20 protein-coding genes are annotated in these 23,805 nt (G+C 51.7%); 18 read left to right on the forward strand and 2 right to left on the reverse strand.

Annotated features, from left to right (window positions below):
- Positions 1-28: 28 nt before the first annotated feature.
- The 17 genes from dnaE to J4E05_RS00770 all read left to right on the forward strand — a co-directional run bounded on the left by dnaE (position 29) and on the right by J4E05_RS00770 (position 18,645).
- A complete protein-coding gene (gene dnaE, locus J4E05_RS00690) occupies positions 29-3,514 on the forward strand; it encodes a DNA polymerase III subunit alpha (RefSeq protein WP_349591682.1) in 3,486 nt (1,161 codons plus the stop codon).
- A gap of 198 nt (positions 3,515-3,712) precedes the next feature.
- Positions 3,713-4,495, forward strand: a complete 783-nt coding sequence (rpsB, locus tag J4E05_RS00695; protein ID WP_085592111.1) for a 30S ribosomal protein S2 — start codon at positions 3,713-3,715, stop codon at positions 4,493-4,495.
- 89 nt (positions 4,496-4,584) lie between these two features.
- Positions 4,585-5,508, forward strand: coding sequence for a translation elongation factor Ts (gene tsf / locus J4E05_RS00700; protein ID WP_349591684.1), 924 nt, complete (start codon positions 4,585-4,587; stop codon positions 5,506-5,508).
- 161 nt (positions 5,509-5,669) lie between these two features.
- A complete protein-coding gene (pyrH, locus tag J4E05_RS00705) occupies positions 5,670-6,401 on the forward strand; it encodes a UMP kinase (RefSeq protein ID WP_085592114.1) in 732 nt (243 codons plus the stop codon).
- Between the two features lie 2 nt (positions 6,402-6,403).
- The gene (gene frr, locus J4E05_RS00710; protein ID WP_085592116.1) at positions 6,404-6,967 is read left to right on the forward strand and encodes a ribosome recycling factor; all 564 of its coding nucleotides are present in this window, start codon (positions 6,404-6,406) and stop codon (positions 6,965-6,967) included.
- Positions 6,968-6,969: 2 nt separating this feature from the next.
- Positions 6,970-7,710: an isoprenyl transferase gene (locus tag J4E05_RS00715; RefSeq protein ID WP_085592118.1), complete on the forward strand. Its 741-nt coding sequence runs from the start codon at positions 6,970-6,972 to the stop codon at positions 7,708-7,710.
- Entirely contained in the window at positions 7,694-8,509 is an 816-nt protein-coding gene (locus tag J4E05_RS00720; RefSeq protein WP_349591686.1) for a phosphatidate cytidylyltransferase, read from the forward strand. The genes J4E05_RS00715 and J4E05_RS00720 overlap by 17 nt, the downstream gene beginning before the upstream one ends.
- Before the next feature lie 48 nt (positions 8,510-8,557).
- The gene (locus J4E05_RS00725) at positions 8,558-9,724 is read left to right on the forward strand and encodes a 1-deoxy-D-xylulose-5-phosphate reductoisomerase (protein WP_349591688.1); all 1,167 of its coding nucleotides are present in this window, start codon (positions 8,558-8,560) and stop codon (positions 9,722-9,724) included.
- Positions 9,705-10,862: an RIP metalloprotease RseP gene (gene rseP, locus J4E05_RS00730; protein WP_349591690.1), complete on the forward strand. Its 1,158-nt coding sequence runs from the start codon at positions 9,705-9,707 to the stop codon at positions 10,860-10,862. Before J4E05_RS00725 ends, rseP begins: the two co-directional genes overlap by 20 nt.
- 23 nt (positions 10,863-10,885) lie before the next feature.
- Positions 10,886-13,180 carry an outer membrane protein assembly factor BamA gene (gene bamA, locus J4E05_RS00735; RefSeq protein WP_246832970.1) on the forward strand — a complete coding sequence of 765 codons (2,295 nt, stop codon included), beginning with the start codon at positions 10,886-10,888 and terminating at the stop codon, positions 13,178-13,180.
- A gap of 44 nt (positions 13,181-13,224) precedes the next feature.
- On the forward strand, positions 13,225-13,758 hold the full coding sequence (locus J4E05_RS00740; protein WP_246832971.1) for an OmpH/Skp family outer membrane protein: 534 nt from the start codon (positions 13,225-13,227) through the stop codon (positions 13,756-13,758).
- Positions 13,758-14,777: a UDP-3-O-(3-hydroxymyristoyl)glucosamine N-acyltransferase gene (gene lpxD, locus J4E05_RS00745; RefSeq protein WP_349591692.1), complete on the forward strand. Its 1,020-nt coding sequence runs from the start codon at positions 13,758-13,760 to the stop codon at positions 14,775-14,777. Before J4E05_RS00740 ends, lpxD begins: the two co-directional genes overlap by 1 nt.
- Positions 14,778-14,788: 11 nt before the next feature.
- Positions 14,789-15,238 (forward strand): 3-hydroxyacyl-ACP dehydratase FabZ, encoded by a 450-nt coding sequence (fabZ, locus tag J4E05_RS00750; protein WP_349591694.1) that lies wholly within the window; start codon positions 14,789-14,791, stop codon positions 15,236-15,238.
- Positions 15,239-15,240: 2 nt separating this feature from the next.
- Positions 15,241-16,044 carry an acyl-ACP--UDP-N-acetylglucosamine O-acyltransferase gene (lpxA, locus tag J4E05_RS00755; RefSeq protein ID WP_349594609.1) on the forward strand — a complete coding sequence of 268 codons (804 nt, stop codon included), beginning with the start codon at positions 15,241-15,243 and terminating at the stop codon, positions 16,042-16,044.
- Entirely contained in the window at positions 16,025-16,873 is an 849-nt protein-coding gene (locus tag J4E05_RS00760) for an LpxI family protein (protein WP_349591696.1), read from the forward strand. Before lpxA ends, J4E05_RS00760 begins: the two co-directional genes overlap by 20 nt.
- Positions 16,863-18,086 carry a lipid-A-disaccharide synthase gene (gene lpxB, locus J4E05_RS00765; RefSeq protein WP_349591698.1) on the forward strand — a complete coding sequence of 408 codons (1,224 nt, stop codon included), beginning with the start codon at positions 16,863-16,865 and terminating at the stop codon, positions 18,084-18,086. The genes J4E05_RS00760 and lpxB overlap by 11 nt, the downstream gene beginning before the upstream one ends.
- Positions 18,087-18,204: 118 nt before the next feature.
- Positions 18,205-18,645, forward strand: a complete 441-nt coding sequence (locus tag J4E05_RS00770) for a VOC family protein (RefSeq protein WP_349591700.1) — start codon at positions 18,205-18,207, stop codon at positions 18,643-18,645.
- Positions 18,646-18,717: 72 nt separating this feature from the next.
- Here the strand turns inward: J4E05_RS00770 and J4E05_RS00775 are convergent, their stop codons facing one another.
- Both J4E05_RS00775 and gltX read right to left on the reverse strand, forming a co-directional pair.
- Positions 18,718-20,025, reverse strand: coding sequence for a citrate synthase (locus tag J4E05_RS00775; protein ID WP_085595425.1), 1,308 nt, complete (start codon positions 20,023-20,025; stop codon positions 18,718-18,720).
- Positions 20,026-20,135: 110 nt separating this feature from the next.
- A complete protein-coding gene (gene gltX, locus J4E05_RS00780) occupies positions 20,136-21,545 on the reverse strand; it encodes a glutamate--tRNA ligase (protein WP_349591702.1) in 1,410 nt (469 codons plus the stop codon).
- Positions 21,546-21,793: 248 nt separating this feature from the next.
- On the opposite strand from gltX, the gene J4E05_RS00785 reads away from it, so the two are divergent.
- Positions 21,794-23,794: a ComEC/Rec2 family competence protein gene (locus tag J4E05_RS00785; RefSeq protein ID WP_349591704.1), complete on the forward strand. Its 2,001-nt coding sequence runs from the start codon at positions 21,794-21,796 to the stop codon at positions 23,792-23,794.
- The last annotated feature ends 11 nt before the right edge of the window (positions 23,795-23,805 follow it).

The following is a 23,805-nucleotide window of genomic DNA, read 5'->3' on the forward strand; positions in this document are numbered from 1 at the left end:
TTGTGCTTTTTTATCGAGGTCCCCTGCAATGGAAAGTGGTTTCATCCATCTGCGCGTTCATACCAACTATTCGTTGGCCGAAGGGGCGATTACGACAAAAGAACTGGCAAAGCTGTGCGCGGCTGACAATCAACCTGCTGTCGCCATGACAGATACCAACAATATGTTTGGGGCGCTGGATTTTGCCGGGGCTGCCAGTGGTGCCGGTATTCAGCCAATACTGGGTGTACAGGTTGGTATTGAACGTTTCGGCACCGAAGTTGTTTTGGGGAAAGCAGGCCGGGAACCGGACCCCGATGAACTTGTTTTGCTGGCACAAAACAAAACCGGTTACTTTAACCTGCTGAAAATTGTGTCGCGTGCCCACATGACGACTGAAGCAGGTAGTACGCCAAAGGTGCGGCTTGATCATTTGGCTGAACATTGTGACGGTGTCATTTGCCTGACCGGTGGCCCATCCGGCCCATTGGCACGATTGTTAAGTGAAGAACAGCAAAGCAAGGCGGTTGATTGTCTAAAGCGCCTGAAAGAGATCTATGATGATCGGCTTTATATTGAAATTCAACGTCACGGCCTGGCGTCGGAAGAATTGGTTGAGCCTCGCCTGATCGACCTGGCCTATGATCATGATGTGCCGCTGGTGGCGACCAATGATTGTTATTTTCCACGCGCAGAGATGTATGAAGCCCATGACGTGTTCATTTGTATCGGGCAAGGTGCCGTTGTGGGCCAGGATGATCGCTGGCGATTGACACCAAACCACCGTTTTAAAACCGCCGAAGAAATGCGCGCGTTGTTTGCCGACCTTCCCGAGGCTTGCGACAATACGCTGGTTATTGCTCATCGCTGTGCCTGGCATGTTGAAAAAATCGATCCGATTTTGCCACCGTTTGACTGCGGTGAAGGCCGGACGGAAGTGGATGAATTGCGCCATAAATCCTTTGATGGCCTGCAGGCGCGACTGGATAAATATGTTTATACCGCTGATATGACCGAGGCGGAAAAACAGAAGGTCGCGGAACCCTATAATGCGCGCCTTGAATATGAACTGGGTATTATTAACCAGATGGGGTTCCCTGGTTACTTCCTGATCGTTGCCGATTTCATTCAGTGGGCCAAGGAACATGAAATTCCTGTGGGTCCAGGCCGTGGGTCCGGGGCAGGGTCGCTTGTGGCTTATGCCTTGCTGATTACCGATCTGGATCCATTGCGTTTTTCATTGCTGTTTGAACGTTTCCTTAATCCGGAACGCGTGTCGATGCCGGACTTTGACGTCGATTTTTGTCAGGATCGGCGCGGCGAAGTTATTGAATATGTGCAACATAAATATGGTTATGATCGCGTCGCACAGATTATTACCTTTGGTAAATTGCAGGCCAAGGCGGCTGTGCGCGATGTGGGCCGTGTGCTGAGCATTCCGTATGGTTATGTTGATAAAATCTGTAAAATGATCCCCGGTGATCCGGCCAAACCTATCCCGCTGAAAGAAGCGATTGATATGGAGCCCGATCTGCGCCGTATTGCGCGTGAAGATCCCGATATTGACCGTTTGCTAACCATAGCCATGCAGATCGAAGGGCTTTACCGGAATTCGTCTACACATGCTGCCGGTGTGGTGATTGGTGACCGCGACCTTGATGAACTGGTGCCGCTTTATCGCGACCCCCGATCAGATATGCCGGTAACGCAGTTCAACATGAAGTTTGTTGAAAATGCCGGGCTGGTCAAGTTTGACTTTTTGGGTTTGAAAACCCTGACGGTGATTATTGAAGCCGTTAATTTGATGCGTCAACGTAAGGACGTTCCACAAGACTTTGATATCAGCGCAATTCCGCTTGACGATCGCCCATCTTTTAAGTTGTTGTCTGCGGCTGAAACCGTCGGCGTGTTCCAGCTTGAATCCCAGGGCATGCAAGACGTATTGCGCGGCCTTAAGCCCGATACGCTGGAAGATATTATCGCTGTGGTGGCGTTGTATCGTCCGGGGCCGATGGACAATATTCCCTATTACATTGCCCGTAAGCACGGGCGCGAAGAACCCGACTATATGCACCCGATGCTAAAGCCGATCCTTGAAGAAACCTATGGCATCATGATCTATCAGGAACAGGTCATGCAGCTGGCCCAGTTGATGTCGGGTTATTCCCTGGGCGGCGCAGATTTGCTGCGCCGGGCCATGGGTAAAAAAATTGCCGAGGAAATGGAAAAGCAGCGTTCGCTGTTTGTGGATGGTGCGGAAAAAAACAATGTTGATCGTCAGCAGGCATCGGACATTTTTGACCAGGTTGCCAAGTTCGCATCCTATGGCTTTAACAAATCGCACGCGGCAGCCTATGCGCTGGTGGCGTATCAAACAGCCTATTTAAAAGCGAATTATCCGGTCGAATTTATGGCCGCACTGATGACGCTTGATATGCACAACACTGACAAGCTGGCAATTTTCAAACAGGAAATTGAGCGGCTTGGTATCGAGATATTGCCGCCGTGTATTAATAATTCCGGCGTTGCCTTTACGGTTGAAAACCAGGGTGGCGTGCGCAAAATTCGGTATGCGCTGGCTGCGGTACGCAATGTGGGGGATGCGGCAATGGAAAGCCTCGTTGCCTCGCGCGAGGCGAATGGTGCGTTTAAGGATTTAACCGATTTTGCATCCCGGATTGATAGCAAGGCGTTAAACAAGCGATTGCTTGAAAACCTGGTCCGTGCCGGGGCTCTTGATTGCCTGCATGATAATCGCCGCGTGATGTATGAGAATGTCGATAAAATATTAGCTGTGTCGCAGCGTGAAATGCAGGCGCGCAACAATGACCAGATCAGCATGTTTGGCGATGATAGCGGTTTTGGCAAGGATACCATCCGTATGCCGGATGGCCGCGATTGGGTGCCGATGGAAAAACTGACCGAGGAATTTTCGGCCATCGGGTTTTATTTGTCGGCACATCCGCTTGATACATTTGGTAAAAGTTTACAGCGTATTGGTGTTGCCCCGTTTTCCGAGCTGGAAGCCCGGATGCGTGCCCAGAATAAGGGGGCGATCAAGCTGGCCGGAACGCTGATTAATGCCCGCGAAATGATTTCAAAAAAGAACGGCTCCAAATTTGCCTTTGTCATGCTGTCTGATGCGACAGGTAGTTTTGAAGTAGCTTTTTGGGCCGAAGCATGGGCTGCCTATAAAGAAGTGATTAATTCAGGCAAGCCGTTATTGTTAATTGTGTCGGCCGAGTTCCGCGAAGGCCAGTTGCGCATACAGGGGCAACGTGTCGAGGATCTGGAGCAGGCCGTGACAGGTGCGGCAGAAGGTATTCGCATTCGTCTGACCCGGACCGAGCCGATTTTGGAAATTCGTGAACTGCTTGAAAAAGCAGGGCGGGGACGGGGGCTGGTCAATATTTCTTCGGTGTGCCCGGATGGCCGTATTGCGGAAATTGAATTGACAGATAACTATAAGGTTGGCCCTACATTGATCGGGGCCGTTGGGGCAATTCCCGGTGTGGAATTTGCTGAAGAAATCTGATTGTTTTGTTTGGCAGGTTTTTGTGGGGCTTGTTGCCTACTTAACGCTTGCAATATCGGGGATGCGGCGCTAAAACCCGCCTCGAACATCGCACGTGGGAGCGTGGCGAATAGTTATGTATTCGTCCATCCGGTGTTTTGCCATTTGGCAAAATTCCTTCCCACGGAGGTATTAACCGGAAAACGGTAGGAAATTATCATGGCTTTGCCAACCTTTACCATGCGTCAGCTGATGGAAGCTGGCGTCCACTTTGGTCACCACACCCGTCGCTGGAACCCGAAGATGAAGCCTTACATCTTTGGTGCGCGTAACGACATTCACATCCTGAACCTTCAGGAAACCGTTCCGATGCTGCATCGTGCGATGCAGGCTGTTCGCGACGTGACTGCTGCTGGTGGCCGTGTTCTGTTTGTCGGCACCAAGCGTCAGGCATCCCCGGTTGTTGCTGAAGCTGCAAAACGTTGCGGCCAGTACTATGTGAACCATCGTTGGCTCGGCGGTATGCTGACCAACTGGAACACTGTTTCGGGTTCGATCAAACGCCTGAAAGAACAGGACGAAATCCTGAATTCCGGCGCTGAAGGCCTGACCAAAAAAGAAATCCTGAACCTGACCCGTTCGCGCGACAAACTTGAACGCGCACTGGGCGGCATTAAGGATATGGGTGGTCTGCCCGACATCATCGTCGTGGTTGATACCAACAAAGAAGCGTTGGCAATCCATGAAGCACGCAACCTGCATATTCCGGTTGTTGCCATTCTGGACTCCAACTCGGACCCGCAAGACGTTCAGTACCCGATCCCGGGTAACGACGACGCGATCCGCGCAATTCAGCTTTATTCTGACCTGTTTGTTGGTGCCGTTCTTGACGGTATCCAGGCAGAAATGACTGCTTCGGGTGCAGATCTCGGCGAAGCCGAAGAACTCCCGGCGCAGGAAGCTGCTGCTGCCGAAGCCGCCGATCAGGCTGCTTCCGCTTAAATTTCATTTTATATCTGGGGATCCGGCGGCTATCATGCCGCCGTTTCTTTAGGTGTTATCCACTTGATCGCGTAATAGGGGCTTAAAAAATGGCTATTACCGCTGCTCTCGTGAAAGAGCTTCGCGAAACTACCGGCGCCGGCATGATGGACTGCAAAAAAGCGCTGTCCGAAACCGACGGCAATATTGATGCCGCTGTTGACTGGCTGCGCACCAAGGGTCTTGCTGCTGCTGCCAAGAAAGCAGGCCGCGTTGCTGCCGAAGGTCTGGTTGGTGTTGCTGTTAATGGTACTGCCGGTGCCGTTGTCGAGTTGAACGCCGAAACCGACTTTGTATCGCGCAACGAAGACTTTCAGACGTTTGTTTCCGAAATTGCAAAGCTGGGTGTTGTTGCCAATGGTGACATCGAAACCCTGAAGGCAACCCCGTTCCCGGGGACGTCACGCAATGTCGAAGAACAGGTTACCCACATGATCGCCAAAATCGGCGAAAACATGAACCTGCGTCGCGTTGCTTCGATTTCGGTCGAAAAAGGTCTTGTCGCATCTTACGTTCACTCTTCAATCGCTTCCGATCTGGGCCGGATTGGCGTTCTTGTTGCTTTGGAATCCGAAGCTGACACCGCTGTTCTGGAAGGCCTTGGCAAGCAGATTGCGATGCACATTGCCGCCACCAACCCGGCATCGGCAACTGTTGCTGATCTTGACCCGGAACTGGTTGAGCGCGAAAAAGCTGTTCTGACCGATCAGGCTAAAGAATCTGGCCGCCCGGATGAAATCATTGCCAAGATGATCGAAGGCCGTATTCGTAAATATTACGAACAGGTTGTGCTGCTGGAACAGACCTTTGTCATCGACGGTGAAAGCCAGGTTAAAGCCGTAATCGAGAAAGCAGCGAAAGACGCTGGTGCCGCGATTACCCTTAAGGGCTTCCTGCGCTTTGAACTCGGCGACGGGATCGAAAAAGAAGAAAAAGACTTCGCTGCCGAAGTTGCTGAGCAGTTGAAGAAATAAGATGTCTTATCGAATTGATGCGGAAAGTATCAATTCGTGTATGATCCAGGCCGGCGGGGTCTTCAGAGTGCTAACACCCTGTTGCTCGCCGGTCTTTTTATATCTGAAGTTTGCTACCTGCTTGAATGGTGGCACAAATCAGCGTTGAGAGGCATCTGGATATGGCAGAAAACGGCCCGTTGAAGTTTCGTCGTGTGCTGTTGAAATTGTCTGGCGAAGGCTTGCTGGGCAAACAACAATACGGTCTTGACCCCGATACCGTTGATCGGATCGCCAGCGAGATCAAGATCGTTCATGACATGGGGGCTGAAGTCTGCATGGTGATTGGTGGCGGAAACATCTTTCGCGGTGTGAAGGGTGCGTCGCAGGGCATGGAACGTGCCACAGCTGATTACATGGGCATGCTTGCTACCATTATGAATGCCCTGGCGGTTCAGAACGCGCTTGAGCGCCACGGGGTTCAAACCCGTGTGCAATCAGCCATTCCGATGTCATCAGTGTGTGAGCCCTATATTCGGCGCCGTGCCGTGCGGCATATGGAAAAGGGCCGGGTGGTTATTTTCGCAGCAGGCACGGGCAACCCGTTTTTTACCACCGATACCGCAGCGGCCTTGCGCGCGGTTGAAATGGGATGCGATGCCCTGTTAAAGGGAACGCAGGTTGATGGCGTTTACACTGCGGACCCTAAAACCCATCCTGATGCAGTTCGTTATGACTCACTGACATATATGGATGTACTTGCGAAAGATTTGCGTGTTATGGATGCTTCCGCTATTTCTTTGGCGCGTGAAAATGATATTCCCGTAATCGTATTTTCTTTGCATAATCCGGGCGCTTTTGCCGACGTTGTTTGTGCAAAAGGTACGTTTACGATTATTTCGAATGGAGACTGAAGGTGTCTGACGTTGCTGGCCTAAAAAAAGACCTGTCCCGCCGTATGGAAGGGGCTCTTGAAGTGTTGCACAAGGAATTCACCGGTCTGCGTACCGGCCGCGCCAGTGTTAGCCTTCTCGACCCGGTCATGGTTGAAGCCTACGGGACGATGACGCCGCTTAACCAGGTTGGTTCGGTCAGTGTTCCTGAATCGCGGATGCTGTCGGTTCAGGTTTGGGACAAAACGATGGTTAAGTCGGTTGAAAAGGCCATTCGTAATTCCGGTCTTGGTTTGAACCCGGCTGCCGATGGTACACTTGTTCGGGTGCCGATTCCTGCTCTGAACGAAGAACGTCGTGCTGATCTTAGCAAGGTTGCCGGTAAGTATTCCGAGCAGGCCCGTATTTCTGTGCGTAACGTGCGTCGTGACGGCATGGATCAGCTGAAGAAATGGGAAAAAGACAGCATCATTTCCGAAGACACATTGCGTTCCGAGGAAAAAGAAATTCAGAAGCTGACCGATAAGGTGATTGCCGATATCGACGAAGCTCTGGCCCATAAAGAACAGGAAATCATGCAAGTCTGACCATGACTGTTCTGGCATCGAACCTTAAGCCGTCTGGCGACCAAATTGTTCCGCGCCATGTTGCCATCATTATGGATGGCAACGGGCGTTGGGCACGTGCGCGTGGAAAGCCCAGGACAGCCGGACATCGAGCCGGTGTCGAAGCCGTTCGGCGTACTGTGCAGGCTGCTGCCGAAATAGGCATTGAATATCTGACACTTTACGGTTTCTCGACGGAAAACTGGAAGCGCCCGGAAGGTGAAGTCAGTGATCTGATGGGGCTGCTACGTCTGTTTATCAAGCGTGAGCTGGGTGCTCTGGATAAAAATGGTGTTCAGATCAAAATTATTGGTGATCGGGATCGTTTTGCCCCGGACATCCGTGCATTGCTTGATAACGCAGAAAAGCGAACAGTTTCGAATTCGCGCCTGAAACTGACAATTGCGCTTAGTTATGGTGCAAGGTCTGAACTGGTGGATGCTGTTCGCCAGATTGCCCGGCGGGTTGCCCTGGGCGAATTGTCAGAAAGCAATATAAACGAAGACCTGATTGAACAAAATCTTGCAACTGCCGGTATGCCGGACCCCGATTTGTTGATCAGGACAAGTGGTGAACAGCGAATCAGTAATTTTTTGTTGTGGCAGTCGGCCTATACCGAATTTGTGTTTGACGAGGTGCTTTGGCCCGATTTTGACCGGCAACATCTGGAACAGGCAATAGAAAATTTTGCCGGGCGGGAGCGGCGTTTTGGCGCAGTCCTCTGAAGTAAGTGTTCCACCGAAATCCGGTCTGGGGTTGCGCATTGCATCGGCTCTGGTGATGGCCCCTGTTGCTGTTGCCGCGGTGTGGTTCGGCTCACCTTGGTTTGGGATGCTGATTTTTGTTTTTAGCGCCGCCATGACCTGGGAATGGTTGCGCATGTGCGCGCCTGATCGTGCCTTGCCTTTGGCTGCTGTTTCTGGTTTTGGTCTTGCCATTGCTATGTATGCGCAGTTTCTTGCGCCTCAAATATTGGTGCTTATACCAGTTGCTGTGACGGCTCTTGTCGTGGTCGCGCTGTGCGGGCGTGAACGGTTGCTGGTTTCGGTCGGATGTGTCTTTATTCCGCTTACTGCCCTTGCCGTACAGTGGTTGCGGGTGTGGCATCAGGATGGCCTGTTGCTGATCATGTGGCTGTTTTTGATTGTATGGGCGACCGATACAGGCGCATATGCATTTGGTCGTGCAATTGGTGGCCCCAAACTGGCTCCTAGGTTTAGTCCGAAAAAAACCTGGGCGGGTTTGGTTGGGGGAATGATTTGTGCCGCAATTATTGGTGGTCTGATTGTTCATTTCAGCGGCGGTGCAGCTATCTGGGCCATAACGTTTGCCAGTGCCGTGCTGGCGATTGTTGCCCAAATTGGTGATCTGGCGGAATCGGCCCTTAAACGTCGATTTGGTGTGAAAGACAGCAGCAATTTAATTCCTGGTCATGGTGGTTTTCTGGACCGGGCCGATGGAATGCTTTCGGTTTTGCCTGTTGCCTTTGTACTTGTTTATTTTTTCGGTCTGGGTCTGCGCTAGGACTAGCACTAGCAAAGTTCTTTGACCGGTTTGTTATATTGGTGCCGGATGTCGGTTACGAAATCTGTGTGTATTATGGGCGTCACGGGCTCGATCGGTAAAAGTACTGCCGATGTGGTTCTGGCCCACCCTGATCGTTACCGGGTCGATGCGGTAACTGCGCATCGCAATGTCGATGAACTCGCATCAATGGCTGTCAAGCTCGGTGCCCGTTTTGCAGTTATCGCTGATGAAACACTTTTCAATGATTTAAAAGTAGCACTTGCCGGTTCGGGTATTGAAGCCGGGGCAGGGGAAAATGCCCTGATTGAAGCCGCCTGTCGTCCTTCGGATATTGTTATTGCGGGCATTGTCGGCGCGGCCGGATTACGTGCCACACTGGCCGCTGTTCGCCGCGGCGCTGTCATCGGCCTGGCCAACAAGGAAACTCTTGTTTGTGCGGGCGAATTGATGACAGATGAAGTGCGGCGTTATAATGCCACAATTATTCCTGTCGATTCTGAACATAGCGCAATTTTTCAGGTCCTTGATGATCGTGCGCCAGACCGGATCGAACGAATATTGCTCACGGCTTCGGGCGGACCGTTTCGAACGTGGTCGTTAAGCGATATGGCCGCGGTTAGCCGCGAACAGGCGCTTGCTCATCCGAACTGGAGCATGGGGGCAAAAATTTCAATCGATTCTGCCACCATGATGAATAAGGGGCTTGAACTTATCGAGGCTTGCCGTCTTTTTCCCGTGCCTGAAAGCAAGGTTGAAATACTGGTGCATCCGCAATCAGTCATTCACAGCATGGTAGAATATGTGGATGGATCGGTGCTGGCCCAGCTTGGTACGCCTGATATGCGCACCCCCATTGCTTATGCACTGGGGTGGCCTGAACGCCTGCCATTGGCGTTGCCGCGGCTTGATTTCGCTGCTATCGGCCAGTTTAGTTTCGAAGCACCCGATGAAGAACGTTTTCCCGCATTGAGATTGGCGCGTGAAGCCTTGCGCGCAGGCGGGACCCTGCCTATTGTTCTTAACGCTGCGAACGAGGTTGCTGTTGCGGCGTTTCTTGCAGGGCGTATTGGTTTTCTTGATATCACAAAGCTGGTCGAAGCAGTTATGGTCGCCCATGCTGATGAAAAACTGAGCGATATTGATCATGTGTTCGCGACAGATGATCTTGCGCGGCGTTTGACTAAAGACATGATTGAACGACTATGCCTTTAAAGGCCCCGAACAATTCGAGGAATCCTACCTGATGGTCACTATCCTGTCGTTTCTTTTTGTGTTGTCCGTTCTGGTATTTGTCCACGAGTTTGGGCATTACTGGGTCGCGATCAAGGCCGGGGTAAAAGTTGAGTCTTTTTCCATCGGTTTTGGGCCGGAAATCGTCGGCTGGAACGATAAAAGTGGGACACGCTGGAAAATTAGTGCCTTGCCGCTGGGCGGTTATGTCAAGATGTATGGTGACATGAACCCGGCCAGCGCGGGCATCCGGGATGACCTGCCTGCGGAAGACCGGCAATATGCCTTTCATCATAAAGGCCTTTTGGCGCGCGCCGCCATTGTGTTTGCGGGTCCTTTTGCCAATTTTATTTTCGCGATTGTCATTTTCACCGTTTTATTTGCCGCTGTAGGTCAGCAACGTGCCTTGCCAGTGGTTGGAACGGTTACTGACGGTAGCGCAGCTGCATCGGCTGGGTTGTTACCCAAAGACCGGATTGTTGCCGTGGACGGCCAGAAAATTGAATGGTTTGACGAACTTTCGGTGCAAATTAGACAAAAACCGGGTCAAAGTGTTGACCTGACGGTGATGCGCGATGGCAAAACCATTGATGTGATGGCAACCCCGCAAGCTGTTAGCGAAGGCGAGGGACCAAACGCGATCACGTATGGCAGGCTTGGTGTCTCCGCCGGCGATTTTGTTGCGCAACGCGACGGTATTTTTGATGCTGTCGGACATGGCGTTTCGACGACTTTTGGAATTGTCACGCAAACATTTGGCGCAATCGGTGAAATGATTGCCGGTGAACGCGATAGTTCCGAGCTTGGCGGCCCGATCCGGATAGCGCAAATGTCGGGACAGGTTGCCGAAGGCGGTATCGCGCCGCTTCTGTCATTTATGGGATATCTATCTGTTAGCCTTGGCCTGATTAATTTGATGCCGGTGCCGCTTTTGGATGGCGGACATCTGGTGTTTTATCTGATCGAAGCCTTGCGCGGAAAACCAATGAGTGCGAAAGCGCAAGAATATGGTTTCCGTCTGGGCGCGGGTTTGGTATTCAGCTTAATCATTTTTGCAACATGGAATGATCTGTCGCATCTTGGCGTATGGAATTTTTTTAAAGGCCTGGCTGGCGGATGACTGCATATATCAGGGGGTTGGTTTTGCTGCGTAAAATGCGAACTGCTGCGATGATGGTGGCCCTTGCGGGCGCCGCTACTCCAGCATTCTTGCCTGTGGAAGCACTGGCTCAGAACTATCCCACCATCACGCAGATCCGCGTAGAAGGTAACAATCGTATCGAAACCGGTACGGTGGATGCGTATCTTAAGGTGCGTACGGGTGATCCGTATGACCCGCAAAAAATCAACGAATCGCTTAAGGCGCTGTTTGCCACCGATTTGTTCGCTGACGTTTCCATTTCATATAATGACGGCGTGATGAAGGTGAAGGTTGTTGAAAACCCGATCATTAACCGCATCGCGTTCGAGGGGAACAATCACCTCAAGGACGACGCGCTGACCACGGAAGTACAGCTTAAACCGCGTGTGGTTTATACCCGTACCAAGGTGCAGGCCGACGTTCAACGTATTCTGGATTTGTATCGCCGGTCGGGCCGTTTTGCCGCGACCGTGAATCCGAAGGTTATTCAGCGCGATCAGAATCGCGTTGATCTGGTGTTTGAAATCAAGGAAGGCGAGGCAACTGGCGTTCGTCGTATCAATTTTGTCGGGAACTCGGCATTTGATGATAGCGAACTTTCAGGTGTGATTCGTACTACCACCAGTGCCTGGTGGAAAATTCTGACATCCGATGACAACTACGACCCTGACCGGGTTACCTTTGACCGCGAATTGTTGCGCCGTTTCTATCTGGCTGCCGGTTACGCTGATTTCCAGGTTTTGTCTTCGGTTGCGGAATTAACACCGGACCGTTCCGACTTTTTCATCACCTATACTGTGAATGAAGGTGAACGTTACAAGTTTGGTGACATCAAGATTAATTCGGAAATTGATAAACTGGATGTCAGCGAATTGACGCCGTTGATCAAGGTTGAAAACGGCGACTGGTATAATTCCGAAGTTGTCGACGACATGATCAAATCCCTCACCGATTATGTCGGGGACCGGGGTTATGCTTTTGTCGATATCAAGCCGGAAATCAAACGCGACCGCGAAACCAATACGATCAATGTGACGTTTAACATCACCAAAGGCCCGAAGGTCTATGTTGAACGTATTGATATTGTTGGTAATGTTCGTACGCTGGACGAAGTGGTCCGCCGCGAGTTCCGCTTTGTCGAAGGCGATGCATTTAGCAGTTCCAAACTGAACCGTTCACGCCAGCGTGTTGAGAACCTGAATTTTTTCAAAAATGTTGATGTCAAAACCCTGCCGGGCAGTGAGCCCGACAAGTCGGTGGTTGAAGTTGACGTGGATGAAAAATCGACAGGCGAGTTCTCGATTGGTGCCGGTTATGGTACGGACCAGGGGCCGTTTGGTCAGGCCGGTATTCGTGAACGTAACCTTTTGGGACGCGGGCAGGATTTGCGTCTTGGTTTCACCGTTGGTGGCAGCAGCCGCCAGATCGACCTTTCCTTTACCGAACCGTACTTCCTTGATCGTGACGTGAGTGCCGGGTTTGATATTTTCCGTCGGGAAGACGATAACCAGGACGAAAGCTCGTATGATGAAGAACAGACCGGTTTTGGTTTGCGTGCGGGATATAATTTCACCGAACATTTAAGCCAGCAGGCCCGCTACGGGTTTGAACTGGACAAATATTCGGATGTTGATTCGAACGCATCGCGTTTGCTGCGCGAAGAAGACCCTGAATTTAGTGAATCGACCATCGGACAAACGCTGACCTATGATCAGCGGGACAGTTCGGTTTCACCAAAAGATGGTTATTTTGCCCAGGTGTCTAACGATCTGGCTGGTTTTGGCGGCTCGGAACGTTATTTGAAATCCCGTATTTCCGGTGGGTATTACTATCCGCTGGATCGTCAGAAAGAATGGGTGCTTAGCACCAAGGGATCCTCGGGCTATATTTTCGGGATCGGCAAGGATACGCGTATTTCGCAACGGTTCCTGCTTGGCGGCTCCAGCTTGCGTGGTTTCTCGGCCGGGGGTGTTGGGCCGCGTGACAAAGCCAGTGATGATGCTGTCGGCGGCAAGTTCTATTATGCCGGTACTGTGCAGCTTGATTTCCCGTTAGGCTTGCCGTCTGAATTTGCGCTTAAAGGACGTATTTTCTCGGACTTTGGCTCGGCATCGGGGGTTGATGGCGATCGGTCAGGCGAGATTTATGATACGGGGTCGCTTCGTGGGTCTGTTGGTGTTGGGGTAGGCTGGGAATCGCCGTTTGGCCCGATTGGTGTCGACCTTTCGCAGGCTGTGCTCAAAGAAGATTATGACAAAGAGGAAGTGTTCCGCTTGAACTTCGGAACCAGATTCTGATGTATATGATGAAAACCGCCCAACGACTTTTTTTGGTCTTCCTGATGGTGACAGGTCTGGGGCTGCAAGCGCAGGCCCAGGCGGCTGATACCAAACAGGAAACGACTGCGATTGTCATGATCGTCGATTTTGAAGGCATCATGCGTGAAGCCTCTGCTATGCAGGATATGCGTAAGCAGGTGGAAAAACGCCGTGATTCCTATCAGACAGAAATCGAAAAACGCCAACAGGCGTTGCGTGACGAAGACCAGAAGCTTGCCCAGCAACGTACTTTGCTAAGCGCAGATGTTTTGCAGCAAAAACGTGCAGAATTTCAGAAGAAAGTTGCTGAATTTCAGAAGTTCGCCCAGGGCCGTAACAAAGTCTTGGATGAAGCGGTAAATGAGGCACGGATCAAGTTTCAAAAGAAGCTGATTGAAATTATTGCTGACGTTGCCGAGGAACGGAAGGCGACACTGGTTTTGCATAAAAGCCAGGTGATCTTGCATGCCAATGCGATGGATGCGACCAAAGAGATCTTTGAAAAGATCAATGCCGCCATCCCGTCTTTGACCGTTGAATTCAAGGAAGCGTCCTGATGGCAGATCCGCGTTTTTTTAAACGCAAAGGGCCATTCGACGCGGCGGAAATTGCTCGTATTTCCGGTGCGACGCTTGTACAAACGACCGGCGAGAGCCGGTCTTTTGTTGATGTGGCACCTTTGCAAGTGGCAGACGAAACCTGCCTGAGCTTTTTCGATAATCGCAAATATGTCGACGCCTTTGTTGCAAGCAAGGCCGGTGCCTGTTTTTGCCGCCCCGAGTTCGCTGATCGCGCGCCTAAAGGGATGCTGGTTTTCACCAGCGATGATCCTTACCGTGCTTACGCCAAAGCGGCGACTGCGTTTTACCCTGCCGAGCCTGCGAATGGCGATATATCCGAGGCGGCTTATGTTCACGCATCGGCTCGTATCGGCGAAAATGTTCAGATCGATCCTGGTGCTGTGATCGAGGAAGGCGCCGAAATTGGCGCGGGTACGCGGATTTCGGCAAATGCCGTGATCGGGCGCGGTGTTGTCATTGGCGCGGGGTGTTATATCGGCCCGGGGGCAGCACTGACCCACACTTTGGTTGGAAATTTGTGCATTATCCATTCCGGCGCCCGTATTGGGCAGGACGGTTTCGGGTTTGCCATGGGCCAACAGGGGCATTTAAAAGTTCCGCAACTTGGCCGTGTGGTAATAGGCAATGATGTAGAAATTGGTGCCAATGCCACAATCGACCGTGGTGCAGGGCCTGATACGATTATTGGCAATGGTTGTCGTATCGACAATCTGGTGCAAATCGGCCATAACGTTGAAATGGGTATGGGCTGCGTTATCGTGGCACAGGTTGGTATTTCCGGTTCAACCAAACTGGGACATTTTGTTGTTGCAGGCGGGCAGGCCGGAATTACCGGACATCTGACATTGGGCGATGGCGCGAAAATTGCCGCACAGGCCGGTGTTATGAAGGACATGAAACCGGGCGACGTTGTAGGTGGGAGCCCGGCGGTCCCGATGATGGAATATCACAAACAGACGGTTGCTTTATCGCGGCTGATACGAAAAAAGAAATAAGGGCACTGTTTATGACCGAATTGGTAAATGTTGATATCCAGCGCATTCTGGAGATGATTCCGCATCGTTATCCGTTCCTGCTGATCGACAAGGTCATTGATATCGAAGCGGATGTAGCGGCTGTCGGCATTAAAAATGTGACGATGAATGAACCGCAATTTACCGGTCATTTTCCGCAACAGCCGATTATGCCGGGTGTCTTGATCATTGAAAGCATGGCGCAGACGGCAGCAATCCTGGTTGTTCATACGCTGGGTGAGAATGCCGAAGGCAAGCTGGTTTATTTTATGAGCATCGATAGTGCGCGTTTTCGCAAGCCGGTTGTGCCGGGTGATGTGATGCATATTCATGTTCGCAAAAAACAAAGCCGCGGCCCGGTGTGGAAATTCGAAAGTGAAGTTCGTGTAGACGGAGCAGTGGTTGCCGAAGCAACGATTGCTGCGATGATCCGGGATAATTGATGATGACAAACGTGCATCCGACAGCAATTGTCGAAGACGGTGCGCAGATCGGTCAGGATGTCGAAATCGGCCCTTATTGCATGGTCGGTGCGTCGGTTGTTCTGGGTGATCGGGTTAAACTGCATTCGCATGTTGTCGTTGCCGGGCATACGACGATTGGGGAAGACGGTGTTGTTTTTCCATTCGCTTCGGTCGGGCATGCCCCGCAAGACCTGAAATTCAAGGGTGAAGCATCGCGTCTGGTGATTGGCAGCCGTACCAAAATTCGTGAAGGGGCAACTTTGAACCCTGGCACGGAAGGTGGCGGGATGCTGACCTCAGTTGGGAATGATTGCCTGTTGATGGCTGGTGCGCATGTTGGTCATGATTGTATGATCGGCGATCATTGCATTTTAGTGAACAATGCCACCTTGGCCGGACATGTGCATGTTGATGATTTCGCCATTGTCGGCGGCTTGTCAGCTGTACATCAGTTTGTTCGAATCGGTCGTCATGCCATGATCGGTGGAATGACCGGGGTTGAAAGCGACGTTATTCCCTACGGCTCGGTCATTGGCAACCGCGCCTATCTTTCCGGGTTGAATATTGTTGGTTTAAAACGGCGCGGGTTTGACCGTGAAACCATTCATTCCTTGCGCAAGGCCTATCGACTGGTTTTCGCCCACGAGGGCACACTTGCCGAACGGGTTGAGGAAGTCGCGAAGGACTTTGCCGAGGTCGGTCCGGTTATGGAAATTATCAATTTTTTGAAAGCCGAGAGCACGCGCTCGGTTTGTACACCGAAATATGACAGTTCAGCAGGGTAAAATTGGCCTGATCGCTGGTGGTGGTGATTTACCCGCCCGCCTTGTCGACGCAGCAAAAGCGTCGGGGCGGGCGGTGTTCGTTGTTGCCCTTGAAGGGCACTGTGAAACACCTGAAGCTTTGGGCGCTCCTTACGAAATTGTTCGTTTGGGGGCTGCATCAAAAATTCTAGGCCAACTCAGGGCGCATGGATGTGTGGATGTTGTGTTGGCAGGCAAGGTGCAACGCCCGTCTTTTGCATCTATTCGGCCAGATTTGCGGGCGGCAAAAATTTTGGCTCGAATTGGCCTGAAATCGCTTGGTGATGACGGTTTGCTGCGCATCGTTGGACAGGAACTGGAACGTGACGGTTTTCGGTTGATCGGCGCGCACGAAATTATGCGGGATCTGGTGACACCTGTAGGTGTTTTGGGTGCTGTTTCGCCGGATGATCAATCAAGGGCTGATGCCCGTCGCGGATTGGAAATTGCCCGTATTTTAGGTCAGGCTGATGTCGGGCAGGGCTGTATTGTTCAACAGGGTCTGGTGCTTGCAGTAGAGGCGATTGAAGGCACTGATGAAATGATTCGTCGCTCGGCCGAATATGCGCGACCGGGCCCTGGCGGGGTTTTGGTTAAATCCAGCAAGCCCCAACAGGATCAACGCCTTGATCTGCCTGCCATCGGCGTTACGACGGTTGAGCAAGCCTATCAGGCAGGGCTTTCCGGTATTGCCCTGTTTGCCGGTGGCACCATGATTATCGATCGTGAAGCAGTGATTGCACTTGCAGACCGTTACGGCATGTTTCTTGTCGGCCTTTCCCTGCCAGATGGATCTGACCATGACAAATAACGTGGTGCCGCCGACCCTCGATTCCGCATCTTCACAGGCACGTGCGACAGACGGGGCCCGCCATAACCCGGTGAAGATTATGCTGGTGGCTGGCGAGGCATCCGGGGATCAATTGGGCGGTCGTTTGATGGCAGCGATCAAACGACAAAATCCGGCGGCAACGTTTATTGGTGTTGGTGGTCCTCGCATGATTGGCGAAGGCATGCAAAGCCTGTTTTCGATGAATGAAATGTCGGTTATGGGGCTTGCTGAAATAATCCCGCATATTCCGCGATTGTTGCGCCGGATTCGCGAGACAGCTGATTTCGCCCTGTTAGAACGGCCTGACATTGTCGTAACCATTGACGCCCCCGATTTCAGTTTTCGGGTTGGCAAGCGGCTGGCGAACAAGGGCATACCGCTGGTGCATTATGTCGCCCCGTCGGTCTGGGCGTGGCGGCCGGGCCGGGCACGCAAGATTGCAAAGTTTCTGGACCATTTGCTGGCTCTTCTTCCGTTTGAACCGCCCTATTTTGAAAAAGAAGGGCTGGCAACCACCTTTATCGGTCATTCAGCAGTTGAAGAACGACATGGCGGGGACGCACAGCGTTTTCGTACAACCCATGGCCTTGACGAGCATCAGAAAGTGATTGCCATTCTGCCGGGCAGTCGGCATTCCGAAGTCGGCCGTTTGTTGCCGGTCTTTAGAGAGGTGGTCACCAGGCTTCATCGTGACCATCCTGATTATGCCTTTGTCGTACCAACTGTTAGCAAGGTCGAAGATGTTGTCCGGCAAGCGGTTTTAGAATGGCCAGGTAAAGGGATTGTCGTTTCGACCGACCAGGAGAGGCGCGATGCGTTTAGCTCTGCGCATGCGGCTTTGGCGGCTTCTGGTACGGTTTCTTTGGAGCTGGGCATTGTTGGCGTTCCACATATCATTGGTTATCGCGTTAGCCCAACCAGCGCATGGATCGCCCGTCGACTGTTAAAGGTCGATACCGTTACGATTATTAATCTTGTTCTGGGGCGTAAGCTGGTGCCTGAATATTTGCAGGAAGATTGCACGCCAGACAGGCTTTACGCTGCGATGACCGCCCTGATCATGGAAGGTCCGGACAGGACAACGCAACAGGCCGGGTTTGATGAAGCAACGACGTTGCTGGGTTTTGGTCAGGAACCACCCAGTGACAAGGCTGCATCGGTTGTTTTGCAGGTCGCAAGCGCACACCGCTGAAAGACACAACGTTATGTTCCGTTGATGATGTGAAAAAGTTTTACAACTTCGCTGTTCTCAAGCCAGTCGAATTGTTTTAGCTTTCCCGCATTCAACAAGACATAATCGGAGAGTTTTAATGCGTTATTTGCATACGATGGTGCGTGTCACCGATATTGATGCGTCGATGAATTTTTATTGCAATTTGCTGGGGATGGAAGAAACCCGCCGCATCGAAAGCGAGAAGGGCCGGTTCACCCTGATTTACCTGGCACCGCCGCATGATGTTCCCAGTGCCAAGGCAAACAAGATGCCCGAATTGGAGCTGACATATAATTGGGACCCGGAAGAGTATTCTGGCGGACGTAATTTTGGCCATCTTGCCTATGAAGTCGAAGATATTTATGGCCTCTGCCAGAAGCTGATGGATGCCGGTGTTGTAATTAATCGTCCGCCGCGCGACGGGCGCATGGCTTTTGTTCGCTCGCCCGATGGTATCTCGATCGAGTTTTTGCAGCAAGGTGATGCTCTTGCGCCGGCTGAACCGTGGGCCAGTATGGAAAATACCGGCAGCTGGTAATTTCAATAATCTGATAAATAACGCAAAAAGGCCCGGATTTCTCCGGGCCTTTTTGTTTTATGAACGCCGTTATTAACGTGCGTCCACTTCTTTGAATTCGCGTTCCACATCGCCGGTGAACAGCTGACGCGGACGACCGATTTTCTGAGAAGGATCTTCGATCATTTCTTTCCACTGGGCGATCCAGCCAACCGTACGGGCGACTGCGAACAGAACAGTGAACATGCTTTCAGGGATGCCCATCGCTTTGAAAATGATGCCCGAATAGAAATCGACATTCGGGTACAGTTTCTTTTCGACGAAATATTCGTCTTCGCGTGCGATGCGTTCAAGTTCCTGTGCAACGTCAAGAAGCGGATCCTGGACATTAAGTTCCTTAAGAACTTCATGGCAGGTCGCCTGCATAACCTTGGCGCGCGGGTCGTAGTTTTTATAAACCCGGTGACCAAAGCCCATCAGACGGAACGGATCGTTCTTGTCTTTGGCTTTGTTAACAAAATCAGGAATGTTTTTAACATCACCGATCTGGTTCAACATTTTCAGAACGGCTTCGTTCGCACCACCATGTGCCGGACCCCAAAGCGAGGCAATACCGGCAGCAATACATGCAAACGGGTTCGCACCTGAAGAACCGGCCAAACGAACGGTCGAGGTCGACGCATTCTGTTCATGGTCAGCATGGAGGATCAGGATGCGATCCATTGCTTTGGCCAGAACCGGATTGACGTTATATTTTTCGCACGGAACGCCAAACATCATTGCCAGGAAGTTTTCTGAATATGACAGGGCGTTGTTCGGATACTGGAACGGCTGACCGATCGAGTATTTATAGGCCATTGCCGCAATGGTCGGCATTTTTGCGATCAGGCGGTAAGCCGAAATCAGGCGCTGGTTCGGATCGCTGATGTCGGTGCTGTCATGATAAAACGCAGACATGGCACCGACAGACCCGCACATGATGGCCATCGGGTGGGCATCGCGGCGGAAGCCGTTATAGAAATTGCGCATCTGCTCATGCACCATGGTGTGCATGGTGATGTCAGCACTGAATTTGTCGCGTTCTGCCTTGTTGGGCAGTTCGCCGTAGATCAGCAGATAGCAAACTTCAAGGAAGTCAGCTTTTTCAGCCAGATCATCAATGGCGTAACCGCGATGGCGCAGAATACCCTTGTCACCGTCAATATAGGTGATGGTTGATTCACAGCTGCCAGTCGAGGTGAAGCCGGGGTCATAGGTGAAGTAACCGGTATCAGCATACAGTTTGCGGATATCAATGACCGACGGTCCAATATTTCCCTCAAGAACCGGAAGCTCATACGACTTGCCGTTGGAATTGTCGGTTAGCGTCACGGTATGGGAAGTCTTGGAATTTTGAGCCATGACTTTTTTCCTTCCCTGTTAACGAACATGGTTTTCGATTGGGTGCAGCATAATGCCGCAGCGCACAAAGCGCAAACAGACTATAGTTTCCCGATGCTTTTTTGGTGCTGTTATGCCGCCTCAAATTTTTTAAGACGGTTCAGCGTTTCGGGTTTTCCGAGCACCTGCATTACTTCAAAAATGCCCGGTGAAGAATTGGAGCCTGTCAAAGCAGCGCGCAAGGGCTGGGCAACCTTGCCCAGTTTCAAGTCCTTGCTTTGTGCGATCTGCTTGACAACAGTCTCGATGGCTTCTTCGTGCCATGTATCGAGCCCGGCCAGGTCATTCGCTAATGCAGCAAATAATCCGGCGGGAGCCTCGTCGATCAATGACTGTGCCTTGTCATTGAAGGACAATACGCCGTCTGTGACATAGAAAGTGGCTGATTGAGCCAACTCGGTAAGGATCTTGGCTCTTTCTTTAAGGCCTGACATGCCCTTGATCAAGGTTTCTTTCTGCACTGCATCTAAATTGCGCACACCAAGTTCAGCTGCAATGGCAGGTTCGATCAGATCCACAAGGCGAGCATTATCAGCCTGACGTATATAAATACCGTTCAGATTGGTCAGTTTTGCGAAGTCAAAGCGCGATGCGCCCTTGCCGACATCGGCAATATCAAACCATTCAATGGCCTGTTCGGCAGAAATGACTTCATCATCGCCATGACCCCACCCCAGACGCAGCAGATAATTGTTGATAGCTTCGGGCAGAAAGCCCATTTCATCGCGATATGCTTCGATACCAAGGGCGCCATGCCGTTTGGACAGTTTGGCACCATCAGGGCCGTGAATCAGCGGAATATGAGCGAATGTCGGGACATCCCAGCCCATAGCGTCATACAGCGCTTTTTGGCGAAAGGCATTGGTCAAGTGATCATCACCGCGAATAACATGGGTAATGCCCATGTCGTGGTCGTCGACCACAACAGAAAGCATATAGGTGGGGGTGCCATCGGCACGCAGGATGATATAGTCGTCGAGTTGGTCGTTCGCCACCCTTACTTCACCCTGAACCTGGTCGATAATAACTGAATCACCTTCCAATGGTGATTTGAGGCGCACGACAGGTTTAATACCTTCGGGGGCTTCGCTCGCATCACGATCACGCCAGCGGCCATCATATTTCATGGGCCGGCCTTCAGCGCGGGCTTTTTCACGCATTTCGGTCAGTTCAGCTGGTGAACTATAACAAAAATAGGCTTTGCCAGATTCAACCAGGCTATGCGCAACTTCGGCGTGGCGCTCACGGCGGGCAAACTGCATGACCGGTTCTTCGTCAGCGTTCAGCCCAAGCCAGTCAAGGCCTGCAAAAATCGCCTCGACGGCTTCCGGGGTCGAGCGTTCCCGGTCGGTATCTTCGATCCGCAGCAAAAATTTGCCACCGGTATGTTTGGCATAAAGCCAGTTATAAAGGGCGGTACGTGCGCCGCCAATATGCAGGAACCCGGTCGGAGACGGGGCAAAACGGGTAACAACCGTCATTCGCTTTATCCGTTTTTTCTGGATGTTGTCGCTTATCGTTAAGACTTTTGGCGTGCACGCTATATCATATTCGGAATGCTGTTGCACCACAGCCGATGATAGATAAAAGCCCGAGGCACGCTATACTATTAAACATTCGTCGAATAAGATGGCGACAAATTACTTTTTTTCAAGGCTTTAAGGTTGTTTGTAATCATATTGCAACAGCACTGGCCGATGACCGTGAAAAGTGGATTTTGTCCTTTGCCATGTTCTTTGGGTTGGGGCAGGCGATATTTCTTTCGCTTCATGCGCGACCTTTTGCTGCGTATTTGGTCGCGGGCCTCATTGCATCAGCTTTTGGGTTGTGGCTGAGTCGGCAGCGCATTATTCCCTTTTTTACTGTTTTAATGCTGTTTGCGACATTTGCCGGCGCGTCCCTGGTACAGTTCCATTTGTATCTGGTGCAGGCGCCGACTCTTAAAAAACCGGTTTATACTGCGTCGTTGATTGGTGATATCGTGTCGGTCGAGCCCCGTGATGGGCGCACCAGACTGGTTATTGCACCGTCATTAATTGACGGTATAAAAAATGCGGATGTTCCGGCGAAAATACGGATTTCGTTGCAAGGTGCAATTCATGCTGTTCCCGGGGATATTTTTTCGGGCAAGGCAAAACTTTTTCCGCTTGGCGTGCCCGAAACACCTGGCGATCCGGATTTTGCACGTGCCCTTTATTTTGACGGGATCGGCGGTACCGGTTTTGCTCTTGGGCGCAATTATCAAATAGAACCGAAAAACAGGGCTGGCATCAGTCTGTTAGAAGCTACAGGACGGCTACGCCTGGCCATCATGGCGCGTATTAATGAGACTCTGCCCGAACTTCAAGCGGGGTTGGCTAATGCCATTCTGGTAGGGGAACGCGGCGGCGTGCCGCCGGAACTGGCGGAAGACTTGCGGAAATCGGGGCTGGCGCATTTGCTGGCGATTTCAGGCCTGCATATGGGTCTTTTATGCGGGGTCGTGTTTTTCGTTTCCCGGCTGGTGCTGTCTATGATCCCCGCTATCGCCTTGCGATATCCGATCAAAAAATGGTCTGCAGTGGCCGGTTTTATGGTTGGGGCGCTTTATTTGCTTTTGTCCGGGGCAACGGTGCCCACCCAGCGCGCCTTTGTGATGACGGCAATTGTTTTATTTGCCGTACTTGTGGACCGGCGCGCCATATCGCTTCGTCTGGTGGCAATTGCGGCGCTGGTGGTTATGGTTGTGCGGCCTGATGCGGTCTTGGGGGCCAGCTTTCAGTTGTCATTTGCGGCCGTTACAGTGCTGGTTGCCTTTTATCAGGGGCCAGGGACCAAATGGATGGCGACAGGCAGGGATGTGGCCGCCTGGGAGCGGGCAGGGCGGTATTTTGGGTTGCTGCTGATTACCGGGGTCATGGTGACTGCAATTACGGCGCCGATTATCGGGTTTCATTTCGGGCGTGTTTCGTTGCTTGGTGTGTTGGCAAATCTGGTGGCGATCCCCCTGATGGCGTTATGGATTATGCCCTGCATTGTCGCGACGCTAGTTTTTATGCCCTTCGGGCTGGAGGTGGTGCCGCTAACAATATTATCTCCGGCGCTGGAGATTTTGATCCATCTGGCCCGCCTGGTTGCGGGGCAGGATTGGGGGCTTTGGTATGTGGCCCGGCCTTCGGCAATGGTGGTCGCCCCGATATTGCTGGCTTTGCTTTGGGGGGTGATTTGGCGTAAATGGCCGGTCCGGGGATTGGCAATGGTGCCGGTGCTGGGGGCGATTGGCACAATGTTTTTTGTATACCAGCCAGATATTCTGGTCGGGGGCAGTCAAAAGGACTGGGTTATCCGTAATCCTGTGAACGGCACACTTGTTTTTAATGGTAAAATCAGCAGCTTCCATCGCAGTATCTGGATGTCACGCTTCGGTATTAATCCTTCAAAGGCAGTGATGCAAACAGATCGCTGTGGGGAATCCGTTTGCTGGTTTGAACGACATGGACAAAGGATTGTCATTGCCGAGACAATTGACGATCCTTTTTATATTTGCCGACATGCAGACATTATTGTGGTCCTGAAGCAGGATTTTCCGATAGGAGCCTGCAAAACACGACCCTTGATTATTGATGATGATGTTTTGTGGTGGCAAGGTGGAGCGGCCGCCTTTTTACCGGTAAAAGGAGAGCCAGCAATGTATAGAACAGTTCGTGACACAAGCGGTTATTGGCCCTGGATCAGCATTGGCGGACGTTAACTTGCCGTTCG

The organism is Thalassospira sp. NFXS8 (genome assembly GCF_040148805.1).
Taxonomy (GTDB): Bacteria; Pseudomonadota; Alphaproteobacteria; order Rhodospirillales; family Thalassospiraceae; genus Thalassospira.